A 15,986-nucleotide genomic window follows, 5' to 3' on the forward strand; every position below is an offset into this window, starting at 1 on the left:
GACGAGGTGGGGGCACCCGGTGACACACCGGGTGCCCCCACCTCGTCCGCCTCCCCGTCTACTGCTGCTCCCCGCCGTCCGGTGTCTCGTCCGGGTCGGGCGGGATCTCGTCGGTGGGCGGGGTGAACGGCGACGACGACGGTGTGGTCGCCGGCTCTTCGGTCGGGGGCTCGGTCGTCGGTTCCTCGGTCGGTTCCTCGGTCGGTTCCTCGGTCGGTTCCTCGGTGGTCGGGGCCTGCGTGGTCGGTTCCTCGGTCGTCGGTTCCTCGGTGGGCGACTGGGACGGCGACGCGGGCGCCGACGACGACGGGGGCGGCGCGACAGCGGCGCCCTGGTCGGTCTCCAGGTCGAACCTGCTGGTCTTCTCCATCACGCCGAAGGTGTACGCCGCCCAGATCTGTGCCGGGAAGCCGCCCCCGTTGACCCGGGGCTGGCCGCCCGCGCCGTACATCTCGACCTGCGGGTGCGGGGCCTTGTCGTCCTCGCCGAACAGGCCGACCGTGGTGACCAGGTCGGGGGTGTAACCGGCGAACCAGGCCGACTTGTTGTTGTCGGAGGTACCCGTCTTGCCGGCGACCTGCTGGCCGTCGCGCAGGGGGTTGTCCCGGACCGAGGCCTGGGCGGTGCCGTCGTCGACCACGCCGGTCAGGACCGAGGTCACCGTGTCGGCGGCCTCACGGCTGATGGCCTGCTCGCCGACGGCGTCCGGGACGGTGACGGTGCGGTTGAGGTGCTCCGCCGACTTGATGAGCGTCGGGGTGGTCCGCTTGCCGTGGTTGTCGAGGGTGGCGTAGACGGCGGCCATGTCCAGCGGGCTCGCGCCCATGGAGCCCAGGGTCTGGGCGGGCACCGCCTCCAGATCCTCGGCGTCCATGCCGAGCCTGCCCGCGGTCTCCATCACCTTCTCCATGCCGACGTCGACGCCCATCTGCGCGAAGACGGAGTTGACGGACTTGTTCATGGCCGTCTGGACGGTGATGTCGCCGTAGTCCCGGTCGTCCTCGTTCTCCGGGGCGAAGCCGACCTTCGTGCCGTCGTCCTCGACGGGGCGCTTGCTGGTGCCGTCGTAGACGGTGTTGGCCACGATCGGCCGGCCGTCCTGCGTCTCGGCCTGTTCCTCGGCGGCGGCGGCCAGGATGACCGGCTTGAAGGTGGAGGCGGGCTGGTAGTCGGGGCGCGTGGCGTTGTTCGTGAAGTGCTTGAGGTAGTCCTCGCCGCCGTACATCGCCACGACCGCGCCGGTCTTCGGGTCCACGGAGACGGCGCCGGCCTGGACGTCGGCGTCGACCTCGCGCTCCTCGGCGTCCAGCTTGCCGGTGAGCCGGGTCCTGACCGCTTCCTCCAGCTCCTTCTGCTTCTTCTTGTCGATGTTGAGGGTGACGGTCCAGCCGCCGAGGTCGACCAGGGCGTCGGCCTCCTTGGCGTCCGCGGCGGTGCCCTCGTCGACCAGTCGGCGCTTCAGCGCGGCGTTGGCCTCGTTCACCAGGTAACCGGTCTGACCGGCCTGGCCCGGATTGCCCCTGGGATCCTTGGGCACCGGGAACTCCATGCCGGACCGCTCGGCGGCGTCCAGCCACTTCTCCTCGACCATGTTGCCCAGGACGTAGTTCCAGCGGTTCTTCACGATCCTCTTGCCGGCGTCCGAGGCCACCGCCCAGTCGTACTGGCTCGGCGCCTGGAGGAGCGCGGCGAGGTAGGCGCCCTGCTCGACGGTCAGTTCCTCGGCGTCGACGCGGTAGTAGGCCTGGGCCGCGGCCTGGACACCGTAGGCGCCGCGGCCGTAGTAGCTGGTGTTCATGTAGCCGGCGAGGAGGTAGTCCTTGGGCTTCTCCCGGTCCAGCTTCAGGGAGATGACGACTTCCTTGAGCTTGCGCGAGACCGTCTGCTCCTGGGTCAGGTAGTAGTTCTTCACGTACTGCTGGGTGATCGTCGAACCGCCCTGCGCGCCCTTGCCGGACACGGTGTTGAGCAGACCGCGCGCGGTGCCCTTGAGGTCGACGCCGGCGTCCTGGTAGAACGTCTTGTTCTCGGCGGCGACGAACGCCCGCTGGACCGGCTTGGGGACCTGCGCCAGTTCGACGACCTCACGGTTGACCTCGCCGTCACGGGCCATGACCGAGCCGTCACTGTACTTGTAGACGTTGCTCTGCTGCTGGGCGTCGGCGTTCCCCTCGGGGATGTCGATCGCCATGTACAGCACGATGAAGGCGCCCATGCCGAGCAGGCAGAGGCCGAAGGCCGTGCCGAGGATCTTCTTCCAGGTGAAGAGGCGGCGTATCCGGCCCGAGCCGTTCCCGCCCGACGAACGGCCCCCGGATGCCGCACGGTGCCCACCGCGCTGTCGTGCGCGTCGTTCTTCCGCTCGTCCCATGGGTCCGCCCTGCTCCGCTTCGTTCGTGTGTGCCGACGAGGCACACGGGTTCGCCACTCAGGTCAACTCTGCAAGCTCACACCGGAAGCTACGACAAACATCGACCGATCCGGCCTTTACGGGCGTGACAATCAGCACCCTCCCCACCGGAACCTCCACCCGCCTCACCAGAACCGACGTGCGAGACCTGTCCACGGTTGCCGTGAAGCGTTAAAGTGATATCACTTAGATAGATAGGCGCTGGCGGCGCCCAGCTCATGCCGCAGCGCCCCGAGAGACGGGGGATCACCCATGTCCACACACGGCACCCAGGCCACACCGGCCGCGGCCGACACCCCCGAGATGCCGGCCCCACGCGTGCGGGAGACGGTGGCACACAGCATCGGCGGCGGGCTCGCCCTGACGCTCGGACTGGCCGGGCTGCTGCTCGGCATCGGGATGACCATCAGCGCCACGGCGGTCACCGCGGTCGCCGGGAAGGCCCTGCTGATCGTCTTCGGCGTCCTGGTCGCCCTCGCCGCGTTCCTCGCCATGTGCGGGCTGAACATGGTGGCGCCGGGCGAGGCCCGGGTGGTCCAGCTCTTCGGGCGCTACCAGGGCACGATCCGCCAGGACGGCCTGCGCTGGGTGAACCCCTTCACCTCGCGCGTCAAGATCTCGACCCGGGTCCGCAACCACGAGACCGCGGTCCTCAAGGTGAACGACGCCTACGGCAACCCGATCGAGCTCGCCTCGGTCGTGGTGTGGCGAGTGGCGGACACCGCGCAGGCCACCTTCGAGGTGGACGACTACATCGAGTTCGTCTCCACCCAGACCGAGGCCGCCGTCCGGCACATCGCGATCGAGTACCCGTACGACGCCCACGAGGAGGACGGCCTCTCGCTGCGCGGCAACGCCGAGGAGATCACCGAGAAGCTCGCGGTCGAACTGCGCGCACGCGTGGACGCGGCCGGCGTCGAGATCGTCGAGTCCCGCTTCACCCACCTCGCCTACGCGCCCGAAATCGCCTCGGCGATGCTCCAGCGGCAGCAGGCGGGCGCGGTCGTCGCGGCCCGGCAGCTGATCGTGGAGGGCGCCGTGGGCATGGTCGAGACGGCGCTGGCCCGGATCACCGAGCATGACATCGTCGAGCTGGACTCCGAGCGCAAGGCCGCGATGGTGTCCAACCTGATGGTGGTCCTGTGCGGCGACCGCGCCGCACAGCCGGTCCTCAACACCGGGACCCTCTACCAGTGACCAGCCCTTCCGACCCCCCCGAGGGCCGGGCCCCTCGGCGCAGGCCGCAGCAGCAGCGCAAGCAGGTGCTGCTGCGGCTGGACCCGCTGGTGTACGAGGCGCTGGCGCGGTGGGCGAACGACGAGCTGCGCTCGGCGAACGCACAGATCGAGTTCCTGCTGCGGCGGGCACTCACGGAGGTGGGCCGGCTGCCCGGCGAGGCAGGCCCTCTGCCCCGCCGGGGGCGCCCACCCGCACAGTCGCCGTCCGCGCCCCCGCAGCCGCCGTCCGAGCAGCCGCCCCCACAGCCGCCGCCCCCGCAGCAGCCACCCGAGGACCCGCCCGCACCCCGCTGAACCGAACCTCCCTGGCCCGGTGACTCACCCGGGTCTCCGACGCTTCCCCCGGCCCGCCCCCTCCGGGCCCTCAGCTCAGGCCTCCCTGTCCACCGCAGCCCGCACAGCCGCCACCCGGGAACCCGGCCAAGTCCCACCGACCCGAACCCCCGCCCCAGCCATCCACCCCAGACTCCGATGCTCTCCCCGGCCCGCCCCCTCCGGGCCTCAGGCCCCGCCGCCTCCGGCTCTCCCTCCCTCCGGGGCTCCCCTCTCCAGGCCCCTCACCCGAGGCCCCGAGTTCCCGGCCGCCATCCGCTAACGCCCCTCGGCCCGAGCCCTCTCCCCACCCCAGTGACAGAACCGCGACAACCGGCCCCCACCTGGGCGTCGACACTCCGCCCCTCGGTCTGCGCACTCGGCGTATACACGGTGCGTATACACGCTGTGTAGAGTGCTCGTCATGTCCATCGGTCACACACTCCTCGGACTCCTGGAGTCCGGCCCGCGCCATGGTTACGACCTGAAGCGGACCTTCGACGCGAAGTTCGGTCACGACCGGCCCCTGCACTACGGCCAGGTCTACTCGACGATGTCCCGCCTGCTGAAGAACGGACTCGTCGAAGTCGACGGCATCGAGGCCGGCGACGGCCCCGAGCGCAAGCGGTACGCGATCACCGAGGCCGGCGTCACCGACGTCGCCCGCTGGCTCGCCACGCCGGAGAAGCCGGAGCCGTACCTCCAGTCGACGCTCTACACCAAGGTCGTCCTCGCGCTGCTCACCAGCCGCGACGCCGCCGACATCCTCGACACCCAGCGCTCCGAGCACCTGCGCGGCATGCGCGTCCTCACCGAGCGCAAGCGCCAGGGCGACCTGGCCGACCAGCTCATCTGCGACCACGCCCTGTTCCACCTCGAGGCCGACCTGCGTTGGCTGGAGCTCACCGCCGCGCGCCTCGACAAACTCTGTGAGGCGGTCTCCCGATGACGATCCCCGCCGGATCCCTGCTCGTCGCCCGGGACCTGCGCAAGGCGTACGGGCCGACCCCCGCGCTCGACGGGGCCGCGTTCTCCATCCACCCCGGTGAGGTCGTCGCCGTGATGGGTCCCTCCGGGGCGGGCAAGTCGACCCTGCTGCACTGCCTCGCCGGGATCGTCACGCCCGACTCCGGCTCGGTCACGTACGACGGGCGCGAACTGACCGCGATGAACGACTCCGAGCGCTCCAGGCTCAGGCGCTCGGAGTTCGGCTTCGTGTTCCAGTTCGGGCAGCTCGTGCCGGAGCTGACCTGCGTGGAGAACGTCGCGCTGCCGATGCGGCTGAACGGCACGCCCCGCAAGGAGGCCGAGCGGGCCGCCCTGACCTGGCTCGAGCGGCTGGAGGTCGAGGACGTCCGCGCGAAGCGTCCCGGCGAGGTCTCCGGCGGCCAGGGGCAGCGGGTCGCCGTGGCCCGGTCGCTGGTCACCGGCCCGCGGGTGCTGTTCGCCGACGAGCCGACCGGTGCCCTGGACTCGCTCAACGGCGAGCGCGTGATGGAACTGCTCACCGACGCCGCCCGGTCCACCAACGCCGCCGTCGTCCTCGTCACGCACGAGGCGCGGGTGGCCGCGTACTCCGACCGCGAGATCGTCGTACGCGACGGGAAGTCCCGGGACATGGAGCACGCCGTATGAGCGGGACCCGGGAACGCGTCCCCGCCACCCCCGCCCCCGCCGTCTCCGCCTCCCGTGCGGAGCCGAAGACGCGGATGATGGTCCGGGACCTGGGCATGGGCGTCCGGTTCGCCCTGGCCGGCGGGCGCGAGGGGTGGGTCAGGGCGCTGCTCACCGGCGTCGGTGTCGGCCTCGGCGTGGCACTGTTGCTGCTCTGCGCCGCGCTGCCCGGTGTGCTGACGGAGCGGGACCGGCGGGAGGAGGCGCGCCTGGACTGGCCCTTCATCACGGAGGTCATCCCGAAGGCCGACGACACGCTGATCGTCTCGCGCGTGGACACCGAGTTCCGGAACCAGGACATCCGCGGCCGCCTGACGGAGCCGGAGGGCCCGAAGGCCCCGCTGCCGCCGGGCCTGAACGGATTCCCGGCGCCCGGCGAGACGGTGGTCTCCCCCGCCCTGAAGGAGCTCCTCGCGTCGGACGGCACCGGCCTGCTGCGCGAACGGCTGCCGTACGAGGTCGTGGGGACGATCGGCGAGCCCGGTCTCATCGGCTCGCAGGAGCTCGCCTACTACGCGGGCGCCACGGGGCTCGCCGGCAAGCTCGCCGACCAGGGGCCGACGCGCCTGGACCGGTTCGGCTCACCACCCGGGTATGTCACCGAGGAGGAGAACGACCCGGTGCTCATGCTGCTGATCCTGGTCGTCTTCGTGGTGCTGCTGACGCCGGTCGCCGTGTTCATCGCCACGGCCGTGCGGTTCGGCGGCGAGCGGCGCGACCGCCGGCTGGCGGCGCTGCGGCTGGTCGGTTCCGACGCGGCGAGCACCCGGCGCATCGCGGCGGGCGAGGCTCTCGCCGGGTCACTGTTCGGACTGGTCCTCGGCACCGGCTTCTTCCTGGTCGGACGTCAGGTGGCCGCTTCGGTCGAGCTGTTCGGCATCAGTGTGTTCCCGAGCTATCTGAACCCCTCGCCGCTGCTGGCCCTGCTGGTCGCGGTGCTGGTCCCGGCGGCGGCGGTGTTGGTGACGCTGGTCGCGCTGCGCGCGGTCGTCATCGAGCCGCTGGGCGTGGTCCGTACCACGCGGCCGGCCCGGCGCAGGCTGTGGTGGCGGCTGCTGCTGCCGGTGGCCGGCCTCGGGATGCTCTACCCGATGGCCGGACAGGGCCAGGAGGGCGGGAACTTCAACCAGTACCTGGTCGTCGGCGGTGTCCTGTGCCTGCTCATCGGGATCACCGCGCTGCTGCCGTGGGTCGTGGAGACGGCCGTCGTCCGGCTCGTCGGGTGCAGTCTGTCGTGGCAACTGGCGGTGCGCCGCCTTCAGCTGAGCAGTGGCGCGGCGGCCCGGATGGTCAACGGGATCGCGGTGGCGGTGGCCGGCGCGATCGCGCTGCAGATGCTGTTCGCCGGCGTCGAGGGCGGCTACACCGAGGACACCGGGCTCGACGTGTCGCGGGCCCAGATGAGTGTGGAGCTGCCGCGCGGCAGCTCGCTCCCCACGGCTGCCGAGAAGGTGGCGGACACCAAGGGGGTGAGCGAGGTCTACGCGGTGTCCCACGGCTATTCCGCCGACAAGCCCTGGGAGCAGGAACCGGACGGCTCCGCCGCCCTGACCATCGCCGACTGCGCGACCCTGCGCACGGTGGCGGCGCTCCCTTCCTGCAGTGACGGCGACGTGTTCGCGGTGTCGGGCGCCGGGTACGACGAGGGCACCCAGGCACTGAACAAGCCGGGCCGGCAGCTCTACCTCGAGGTGATCGACCGCGCAGCCCCCTCCGGCCGGGGCGAGGACGTCGTCTGGACGGTCCCGGAGGGCGTCAAGCAGTCCCGTTCGGTTCCGGACCCGGTGGGCACCGAGCGCGGTGGCTTCCTGCTGACCCCTGGCGCGGTCACGGCGGGGATGACGGACGCGTTCTCCGGTGAGCTCTACCTCGCGCTCGACGACTCGGTGCCCCACGCCGAGGAGCACGTGCGCAACACGGCCGCCGCGATCGACCCGTTGACGAACACGTTCATGTGGGCCTCCACCGAACGTACCGAGAAGTACGACACCGTCCGTACCGGCCTGTTCGTCGGCGCGGCCTGTGTGCTGCTGCTGATCGGGGCGAGTCTGCTGGTCTCGCAGCTGGAGCAGCTGCGCGAACGCCGCAAGCTGCTGTCGGCCCTGGTCGCCTTCGGCACCCGGAAGCGCACGCTGAGCCTGTCCGTGCTGTGGCAGACGGCCGTGCCGATCGGTCTGGGGCTGGTACTGGCCTCGGCGGTGGGTGTCACACTGGGCGCCGTGCTGCTGCGGATGACGTCGACACCCGTGCGGATGGACTGGCCGGGCCTGTTGCAGATGACCGGCGTCGGTGCGGCCGTCGTCCTGGTGGTGACGCTGCTGAGCCTGCCGCCCCTCCTGCGCATGATGCGGCCGGACGGCCTGCGCGCGGAGTGACCGGGGAGGTGGCGGCCGGTCCCGGGCGGCACGGGGTGCCCGAGACCGGCCGCCCCTGGCAGCATGGACCGCGTCCGGCCCACCCGGCTGCAGGAGCGTTCCCCATGTCGTTCGAGTCCGTCGAGTCCCTCAAGTCCCGCCTCCCCGACTACGCCCGGGACCTGAGGCTCAACCTGGACTCGGCCATCGGCGCCTCGGACCTGCCGGCCCAGCGGCTGTGGGGGACGGTGCTGTCGACGGCGATCGCCTCGCGCTCGGCCGTCGTGCTGCGCGAGCTGGCGCCGGAGGCGAAGGCGGTCCTGTCTCCCGAGGCGTACCGGGCGGCGAAGACCACCGCTTCGGTGATGGCCCTGAACAACGCCTTCTTCCGGACCCGCCACCTGCTGTCGGACGAGGAGTACGGCAACCTGCGCGCGGGCCTGCGGATGAACGTCCTCGGCAACCCGGGCGTCGACCGGGTCGACTTCGAGTTCTGGGCGTGCGCGGTCTCCGCGGTCAACGGCTGCGGATTGTGCCTCGACGCGCACGAGTCGGCCCTGCGCGGGGCGGGCGTCGAACGCGAGGTCGTCCAGGAGGCCTTCAGGATCGCCGCGGTGATCAAGGCCGTCGCCACCACCCTGGAGGCGGAGACGGCCCTCGCGGCCATCGAGGGCCTGGGGGACCTTGATGGCCTGGGGAGCTTCGGGGAGTGACTCCGCGCGCACCGGCCCCGCCGGCAGCCGAGGACGGAGCAGCCGCCTACTCCCGTCCTTCCTCCGCTCCCGTGCCCCTGCCGTTCTGCGCCGGCTTCGGCCCGGCGGGTGACTCCGGCGGGGCGGGCGGCACGGGGTGGGTCATGGCCGCCGAGGCCGCCGTGGCCCCCCGGGGCTTCGGGGCAAGCCGTGCGGCCGGCTCCTGGGCGTACGCGCGGAGGTAGACCACGACCGTGTTGATCACCGCGACCAGCGGTACGGCGACCACCGCACCGCCGATTCCCGCCACCATGCCTCCGGTGGCGACTGCCAGCACCACCGCGAGCGGATGGACGCGGACCGCGCGGCCGAGGATGAACGGCTGGAGGATGTGGCCCTCGATCTGCTGCACCGCCAGGACCACCACCAGCGTCATGACGGCCGTGAACACGCCCTGCGTGACCAGGCCGACGACGACCGCCAGCGCGCCCGAGACCACCGCGCCGACGAGCGGGATGAAGGCGAACAGGAAGATGAAGACGGCGAGCGGCACCGCCATCGGCACGTCCAGGAAGTAGATGCCGAGGCCGATGAAGATCGCGTCGATCAGTGCCACTACCACCGTGCCGCGCACATACGCCGTCAGCGTCCGCCACGCGGCCGGTCCGGCGCCGGCGACCCCCGGACGGGCGGCGGCGGGCACCAGCTTCAGCGCCCATTCCCAGATGCGCTTGCCGTCGTAGAGCAGGAACAGGGTCGAGAAGACCGCGAGCAGGAGGCCGGTGAGCGCCTCGACGACGACCGTCACGCCCTCCAGGCCCGCCGAGGTGATCTGCTCGGTGTTGGCGCCGACCGCCTCACGCAGGTTCTTGGCGATCTCGTTGATCTGGTGGTCGGTGACGTGGAAGGGGCTGTTGAGCAGCCAGTTGCGCAGCTCGTCGATGCCGTCCTGGATCTGGTCGGAGAGGGTGTCGATGTTCTCCATGACCTGCCAGGTCACGAACCACCCTATGAGGCCGATGACGACGAACCCGAACAGCGCGGTCAGCGCCGTGGCCGGTCCGCGCGGCAGCCCGATCTTCCGCAGCCGGGCCACCGTCGGCTGGAGCAGCGCCGTGATCAGCAGCGCGGCGGCGAAGGCCAGCACCACGAGCTGGACGGCGCCGATGATCCGCATGAGCACCCAGACCGTCCCCGCGAGCACCAGCAGGCGCCAGCCGGCCTCGGCGGCGACCCGTACCCCCCAGGGCACGGCGTGCGCGGGATCGGGACGGGAGGGGAGGACGAGGGCGGGAGCCGCCGCGGGGCCGTGGTCGCCCGGTGACCCGGGTACCCGGTCGGCGGGTTCGGCGGAGGTTTCGGAAGTGGCGGACGCCTGGGGGAGGGCGGCCGATCCGGGCGTGACGTCGGGCTCGGGGCGCGCCCGGTTCTCCCGTTCCATCTCGGCGCGGCGTTCCTCCAGCCGCCTGCTCGCCTCGGTCAGTCCGGCTCCGATCCGGCCGAGCCATCCTGGCATGCGCGACATGCTGCTTCCTCTTCCCCCGGTTCTCCCCATCACTCCCCCTGCCCCCTGGGGCATCGATCAGACCGTACATGGCGAAAGCCCCCCACCGTAGGACGGTGCGGGGCTCTGCCGGGGTTGAACGGGGCTGGTACCGAGCGGGGCTAGTACCAGTTGTTGGCCTGCCAGAACGACCAGGCGCCACAGGGGCTTCCGTAGCGGTCGTTCATGTAGTTGAGGCCCCACTTGATCTGGGTCGCCGGGTTGGTCTGCCAGTCGGCGCCGGCGGAGGCCATCTTGGTTCCCGGCAGTGCCTGGACGAGACCGTAGGCACCGGAGGATGGGTTGACGGCCTTGTAGTTCCAGGTGGACTCGTGGTCCACGATGTTGCTGAAGCACTGGAACTGGTCAGCCGGAATCAACTGCCGGGCCATCGCCTGGACCTCGGCGACGCTGTACGAGCTCTGCACCGCGAAGTCGGCGGCGGACGCGGAGGCCGTCTTGGAACGGCTGGCGGCCTTCTCGGCCTCCTCGCGCTCCTTGGCTTCCTTCTCCGCCTTGGCCGCCTTTTCGGCGGCTTCCTGCTTCTTGGCGATCGCGGTCTCGGCGGCTGCCTTGCGGGCCGCTTCCTCCGCGTCCTTCTTGGCGCTCGTGTCCGCGGCGATGGCCATGGTTTCGGCCTGCTGCGTCAGGGACGCGGTCTGCACCTCGACCTGCTGGCCCGCAGGGATGTCCGCGAGCAGCGTGGTGCCGGCCGCCGTCGCCTCGGCGTCATTACCGGTCTGCGCCACACTGCCCGACGCAACGCCGACGACACTTCCGACAGCGGTGACCGCGGTGGCCGAAGCCACTGCGAATCCCCGGACCGAAATCCGGCTCACACGGTTTCCTTCCAGCATCGACCGCTTCGGTGACCCTCGCGGACGCAATCGTGCCCCTGGCACTGGCCTCCCCAACTCGGGTCACGGGAGGCACGGGCCCGGTGGGCAACTCCCGAACGGGAGCGCCGCGTGGTGCTCGGGCGGCATACGACGACGCTATGGAGTTGATGCTGGTGCTCATATGGCGCCCTACCGCTGGGGGCAAGGCTGTGTCGTATGCGGGGCCTGACAGGAGTGAGACTCTAGCCGTAATACCGAGCCGGGAGGCAATTCCATCGTGCGTGTGAAAGCTCACATCCCGTTTGGTCCAGGCGATCAGCGGAAAGCCGCACGCACGCCGACGCCGCCCGGCTAGGCTCTTCACCTTTCCGGACGGCGTCAGCCCACAGACGGGGCAGGCGGGGCGGACGGTTCAGATCACCCGGACCGCCCGGACTCCTCATACCGCTTTTACCACTCGGAACACTCAGAACACTCAGATATGACCGTCCTCCAGCATTTCGGTCACAAGAGCGGCGATCTGGGACCTCTCGGACCGGTTCAGGGTCACGTGGGCGAAGAGCGGATGGCCCTTCAGTTTCTCGACGACGGCGACCACACCGTCGTACCGGCCCACCCTGAGGTTGTCCCGCTGGGCGACGTCGTGGGTCAGGACGACCCGCGAATTGGCGCCGATCCGGGACAGAACGGTCAGCAGTACGTTCCGTTCCAGCGACTGGGCCTCGTCCACGATCACGAACGCGTCGTGCAGCGAGCGGCCCCGAATGTGCGTGAGCGGCAGGACCTCCAGCATGCCGCGCGCGGTGACCTCCTCGATGACCTCGCGGCTCGTGACCGCCGACAGCGTGTCGAAGACGGCCTGCGCCCAGGGGCTCATCTTCTCGGCCTCGCTGCCGGGGAGATAGCCGAGTTCCTGGCCGCCCACCGCGTACAACGGGCGGAAGACCATCACCTTCTGGTGCTGACGGCGCTCGAGCACCGCCTCCAGACCCGCGCACAGCGCCAGCGCCGACTTTCCGGTGCCGGCCCGGCCGCCGAGGGAGAGGATTCCCACGTCGGGGTCGAGCAGCAGGTCGAGCGCGATCCGCTGCTCGGCACTGCGGCCCTTGATGCCGAACGCCTCCCGGTCACCGCGCACCAGCCGGACGTTGCCCTCGGGGGTGACCCGGCCGAGGGCCTTGCCACGCTCCGACTGGATGGTCAGCCCCGTGTGCACGGGCAGGTCGGCCGCCTCGGGCACATAGACACGGCCCTCCTCGAAGAGGACGTCCACCTGCTCGCCGGGCAGGGTCAGTTCGGACATTCCGGTCCAGCCGGAGGCGTCCGTGACGGCGAGCTCGGCGCGGTACTCCTCGGCGAGGAGGCCCACGGAGGACGCCTTGATCCTGAGCGGGAGGTCCTTCGACACGACGGTGACGTCGAACCCCTCGGCCTGCAGATTGCGGGCGACCGCGAGGATGCGGGTGTCGTTGTCCCCCAGTCGGTAGCCGCTGGGCAGCAGACCGGGGTCCGAGTGGTTGAGCTCGACACGCAGGGTTCCGCCGAGGTCCCCGATAGGGAGGGGAGCATCGAGGCGGCCGTACCGCACCCGGAAGTCGTCGAGCAGGCGCAGGGCCTGCCGGGCGAAGTAGCCGAGTTCGGGATGGTGCCGCTTGGCCTCCAGTTCCGTCACCACGACGACGGGGAGCACGACCTCGTGCTCGTCGAAGCGGCTCAGGGCATTGGGATCGGCCAGCAGGACGCTGGTGTCGATGACATAGGTGCGCCGGTCGGGCTTGTGGCGCTTTGTGCTGGTCACCACGGAAGGACGTACCCCCTCGGAAGAGGTCGGGGAGCGACGGAGCGGAGCTGGACCGGTTGACGGCGCCGATGCACGGGCCGAGAACCGGCCCTCCGCTGCTTCGTCCGTGCCGTGACCGCACGGTCGGGCTGGTGCAAAGGGCCTCCCGGGCGGACGACCCCGGGCCGCCCGCTGAGATCCGACACCCGTGGTTCGGGTGTCGACCTGTCTGACTTATGCCCTCGAACCATCGCCGCCATGCCGGATCACCGGGCGGCGTCCCGATGAACTCCCCGTTACATCCCCGACTCTGTTGCTCCATTGCGGAGAGTGACGCCGGCCTGTCGACGGGGCGCAGGGAACGGGCCTCGCGGGGAGGCGGTCCGGCGCCCCGGCCGGCCCCTCTCGGATGCGGTGCGTGACCCTCCCTCGAATGGAGCAGCAGAGTCGTCCCCGACTCTGCTGCGCAATTACCCGGCGTGATGACGCCGTGCCGATACGGCCTTCAGAGCGCGTCGCAGATGCAGGCAGGCCGGGCGCGGCCGAGCCCTGAAAGCATGGCACGTGATCGCTCGCCGAATTGAGCAGCAGAGTCGCCCCCTCCCCCAAAGCGTCCCTCGTCCCGGAGTGGGATGGTGACGGGACGGTGGGGGTGGGTGCCTCAGCCGCCGAAACGCCGGTGGCGGGCCGCGTAGTCGCGCAGCGCGCGCAGGAAGTCGACCTTGCGGAAGGCCGGCCAGAAGACCTCGCAGAAGTAATACTCCGAATGGGCGGTCTGCCACAGCATGAATCCGGACAACCGCTGCTCGCCACTCGTACGGATGACCAGGTCCGGGTCGGGCTGGGCCCGGGTGTAGAGATGACGTCCGATCATGTCGACGTCGACGTCCTCGGCGAGCGCCTCCATCGAGGTGCCCTTCTCGTGGGCGTCGAGAATCATGGAGCGCACCGCGTCGGCGATCTCCTGGCGACCGCCGTAGCCGATCGCGACGTTGACCACTATTCCGTCGACCCGCGCGGTGGCCGACTCGGCCTCCTTGAGGCTGATCTGCATCCCGGCCGGCAGCAGGTCGGGGTTGCCGACGTGGTGCACCCGCCAGCGACCGTCGGCCGCGAGGCTGCGGACGACGTCCTCGATGATGCCGAGCAGCGGGACGAGTTCCGCCTCGGGCCGGTCGAAGTTGTCCGTCGACAGCAGCCAGAGGGTGACGACCTCGACCTCCGTCTCGGTGCACCAGCCGAGGAACTCACCGATCTTGTCCGCGCCAACCCGGTGGCCGTGGACGGTGCTGGAACCCGAGGCCTTCGCCCAACGACGGTTGCCATCCATGATGACGCCGATGTGCTTCGGCACCTGATCGTGGTCCAGGTGGCCTTCCACCCGGCGTGCGTACAGCCTGACCAGCAGGCCGCGCAGCTTGTCACGCAGGTTCACGCGATCGTCAGCCCCTCAGTACGGGATCGGACAGGGGCGGCACCCGCCGCGGTCCGCGGCATGCGGCCCGGTACTTGGCCGCGGGCGGACTCCGTCTCCCTATGGCAGCCCCCGGAGGCGAAGCCTACCCCTGCGAAGGCGGGGAGCCTCCACGCCGGGGCCTCAGCGGCGGGGGCCGGACCCGGGCGCCCTCCCGAGGACCGCCCGGGACGGAGGTGGGTGGCCCGCGGCCGGGCGCGGGCGAAGAAAAACGGGCCGGTCCGTGGGGGGGATACGGACCGGCCCGAGGGGGGGGTTCCACCATAACCCTTCGTGAGTGATGCTGCGCGCATCGGCGTGCCACAACTACTCTCCGGAATCGTCCGGCAACGCCCCGATGGTCCAGAAAATGCACATTCCGGGCGTCTCGATGGCCGAAATGCAGCAGTTCTTCCCGGAGGAAACTGGCGATAGCGGGTCATCCAGCCCGGCGTGACGCGACACACCCTCAGCGGACCCCCGCCACGACCACTCTTCCGGCCGCCCCTCCGACGGGTGACCCCACGAGAAATGCCCCTTGACCCGCCGGCGGGTCGGCGACGGCACGACAGGCCTCGGCGTCGTGCGGTCCCCTCCGCGGCGCGGGCCGGACGCGACACGGGCGGACGTACGGGCCGCGCTGAAGGGCTGAAGGGAGGACCGCAAGAGTAAGCCGGTCCGGTGGGCCTCGGCGGACCTCGTCGGCGGACCTTGATGGATTGGTTTCCGTGGGCCTCAGGGCTTGCGTACGTCGAAGAGATGACGGCTGCTGTGGGCGACGAAGGCGCCCTCGGCCAGGACTCGTTCATGCAGGGCACGCAGCTGGGGCAGGTACGCCTCGACGGTGAAGCCCGGAACCGTCCAGACCACCTTGCGCAGGAAGTGCACGACGGCGGCGATGTCGTAGAACTCCATGCGCAGGCGCTCGGCCCGCAGGTCGACGATCTCCAGCCCGGCGGCCTCGGCCTCCCGGCGTTCGCGTTCGGGATGGCGGGCGTTGCGCTGCTCGTCCGGCTGTGGTCCGAGGAAGTGCTCGACGAGTTCGTAGGCGCTGCTGGGACCGACGTGCTGGGCGAAGTAGCTGCCACCGGAGCGCAGCACGCGCGCGATCTCACGCCAGTGGGCTTCGACGGGATGCCGACTGACGACGAGATCGAAGACCCCGTCGGCGAAGGGGAACGCCGTGCGGCCGGACACGCCTTCGGATGCGGCGACGACGAACCCTCCCTGCGCCCGGAGCGGCCCGGCGGCTTTGGCGACGTTGGGCGCCCAGCCTTCGGTGGCGACGACGAGCGCGGGCCGACGGCTGTCGGGGGCGGCGCGGCGGACTTCGTCGAGGGCGAGGCTCAGCACCTCCCCTCCCCCGGTCTGCACGTCAAGCACGGCCCTGGCCGCCGCCGCACCCTGCTCCGCGCCCAACCGCGCAGCCAGGGCACGCGAGTACTCCCAGGAGGGCCGAGCCTCGGTGGCCCGTCCCTCGAACCAGGAGAAGTCCCACCCCTCAGTGGGAACGGCCGCGCCTTCGGCAAGCAGTTCGTCAAAGGAAGGAGAGAGAGGGGAGAGAGGAGAGAGAGGGGAGGAGGAGGAAAAGGAAGAGCACTGGTCGGAGCGACGTCCGTAAGACATCCCGCGATCCTCACAGAACGCCACGCAATCCGCTCGCGGTTTTCCCGGGGCAATCCGGCCGGACC

Annotated in this window: 13 protein-coding genes; 7 read left to right on the forward strand and 6 right to left on the reverse strand. The window is 70.7% G+C overall.

From position 1 onward, the window contains the following. Window positions 1-58 precede the first annotated feature (58 nt). Entirely contained in the window at window positions 59-2,371 is a 2,313-nt protein-coding gene (locus HUV60_RS11435) for a transglycosylase domain-containing protein (protein WP_257847533.1), read from the reverse strand. A gap of 291 nt (window positions 2,372-2,662) precedes the next feature. Between HUV60_RS11435 and HUV60_RS11440 the strand changes: the two genes are divergently transcribed. The 6 genes from HUV60_RS11440 to HUV60_RS11465 all read left to right on the forward strand — a co-directional run bounded on the left by HUV60_RS11440 (window position 2,663) and on the right by HUV60_RS11465 (window position 8,701). Further along, a complete protein-coding gene (locus tag HUV60_RS11440) occupies window positions 2,663-3,607 on the forward strand; it encodes an SPFH domain-containing protein (RefSeq protein ID WP_257847532.1) in 945 nt (314 codons plus the stop codon). After that, a complete protein-coding gene (locus HUV60_RS11445; protein WP_257847531.1) occupies window positions 3,604-3,942 on the forward strand; it encodes a hypothetical protein in 339 nt (112 codons plus the stop codon). Before HUV60_RS11440 ends, HUV60_RS11445 begins: the two co-directional genes overlap by 4 nt. 442 nt (window positions 3,943-4,384) lie before the next feature. Then, a complete protein-coding gene (locus tag HUV60_RS11450) occupies window positions 4,385-4,909 on the forward strand; it encodes a PadR family transcriptional regulator (protein ID WP_257847530.1) in 525 nt (174 codons plus the stop codon). After that, on the forward strand, window positions 4,906-5,595 hold the full coding sequence (locus HUV60_RS11455) for an ABC transporter ATP-binding protein (protein ID WP_257847529.1): 690 nt from the start codon (window positions 4,906-4,908) through the stop codon (window positions 5,593-5,595). The genes HUV60_RS11450 and HUV60_RS11455 overlap by 4 nt, the downstream gene beginning before the upstream one ends. Window positions 5,596-5,690: 95 nt before the next feature. Beyond that, window positions 5,691-8,009: an ABC transporter permease gene (locus HUV60_RS11460; RefSeq protein ID WP_257850088.1), complete on the forward strand. Its 2,319-nt coding sequence runs from the start codon at window positions 5,691-5,693 to the stop codon at window positions 8,007-8,009. Window positions 8,010-8,113: 104 nt separating this feature from the next. Beyond that, window positions 8,114-8,701: an alkyl hydroperoxide reductase gene (locus HUV60_RS11465; protein WP_257847528.1), complete on the forward strand. Its 588-nt coding sequence runs from the start codon at window positions 8,114-8,116 to the stop codon at window positions 8,699-8,701. 46 nt (window positions 8,702-8,747) lie between these two features. On the opposite strand, the gene HUV60_RS11470 is transcribed toward HUV60_RS11465, so the two are convergent. From HUV60_RS11470 to HUV60_RS11485, 4 genes are all read right to left on the reverse strand, one after another. Then, complete coding sequence (locus HUV60_RS11470; protein WP_257847527.1) at window positions 8,748-10,205, reverse strand: AI-2E family transporter; 1,458 nt, start codon at window positions 10,203-10,205, stop codon at window positions 8,748-8,750. 140 nt (window positions 10,206-10,345) lie between these two features. Next, the gene (locus tag HUV60_RS11475) at window positions 10,346-11,062 is read right to left on the reverse strand and encodes a lytic transglycosylase domain-containing protein (protein ID WP_257847526.1); all 717 of its coding nucleotides are present in this window, start codon (window positions 11,060-11,062) and stop codon (window positions 10,346-10,348) included. 475 nt (window positions 11,063-11,537) lie between these two features. Beyond that, entirely contained in the window at window positions 11,538-12,863 is a 1,326-nt protein-coding gene (locus HUV60_RS11480) for a PhoH family protein (RefSeq protein ID WP_257847525.1), read from the reverse strand. 640 nt (window positions 12,864-13,503) lie between these two features. Then, window positions 13,504-14,277 (reverse strand): isoprenyl transferase, encoded by a 774-nt coding sequence (locus tag HUV60_RS11485; RefSeq protein ID WP_257847524.1) that lies wholly within the window; start codon window positions 14,275-14,277, stop codon window positions 13,504-13,506. 316 nt (window positions 14,278-14,593) lie between these two features. On the opposite strand from HUV60_RS11485, the gene HUV60_RS11490 reads away from it, so the two are divergent. Continuing rightward, window positions 14,594-14,752 carry a hypothetical protein gene (locus tag HUV60_RS11490; RefSeq protein ID WP_257847523.1) on the forward strand — a complete coding sequence of 53 codons (159 nt, stop codon included), beginning with the start codon at window positions 14,594-14,596 and terminating at the stop codon, window positions 14,750-14,752. 278 nt (window positions 14,753-15,030) lie between these two features. Here the strand turns inward: HUV60_RS11490 and HUV60_RS11495 are convergent, their stop codons facing one another. Further along, on the reverse strand, window positions 15,031-15,921 hold the full coding sequence (locus HUV60_RS11495) for a class I SAM-dependent methyltransferase (RefSeq protein ID WP_257847522.1): 891 nt from the start codon (window positions 15,919-15,921) through the stop codon (window positions 15,031-15,033). Between the last annotated feature and the right edge of the window lie 65 nt (window positions 15,922-15,986).

Source organism: Streptomyces sp. KMM 9044, assembly GCF_024701375.2.
GTDB lineage: Bacteria > Actinomycetota > Actinomycetes > Streptomycetales > Streptomycetaceae > Streptomyces.

What these genes read in the sequence shown, in the direction of transcription:
- HUV60_RS11435 (WP_257847533.1), bottom strand. Translation starts at nt 2,371, where the DNA reads ATGGGACGAGCGGAAGAACGACGCGCACGACAGCGCGGTGGGCACCGT.
- HUV60_RS11440 (WP_257847532.1), top strand. Translation starts at nt 2,663, where the DNA reads ATGTCCACACACGGCACCCAGGCCACACCGGCCGCGGCCGACACCCCC.
- HUV60_RS11450 (WP_257847530.1), top strand. Translation starts at nt 4,385, where the DNA reads ATGTCCATCGGTCACACACTCCTCGGACTCCTGGAGTCCGGCCCGCGC.
- HUV60_RS11455 (WP_257847529.1), top strand. Translation starts at nt 4,906, where the DNA reads ATGACGATCCCCGCCGGATCCCTGCTCGTCGCCCGGGACCTGCGCAAG.
- HUV60_RS11460 (WP_257850088.1), top strand. Translation starts at nt 5,691, where the DNA reads ATGGGCGTCCGGTTCGCCCTGGCCGGCGGGCGCGAGGGGTGGGTCAGG.
- HUV60_RS11465 (WP_257847528.1), top strand. Translation starts at nt 8,114, where the DNA reads ATGTCGTTCGAGTCCGTCGAGTCCCTCAAGTCCCGCCTCCCCGACTAC.
- HUV60_RS11470 (WP_257847527.1), bottom strand. Translation starts at nt 10,205, where the DNA reads ATGTCGCGCATGCCAGGATGGCTCGGCCGGATCGGAGCCGGACTGACC.
- HUV60_RS11495 (WP_257847522.1), bottom strand. Translation starts at nt 15,921, where the DNA reads ATGTCTTACGGACGTCGCTCCGACCAGTGCTCTTCCTTTTCCTCCTCC.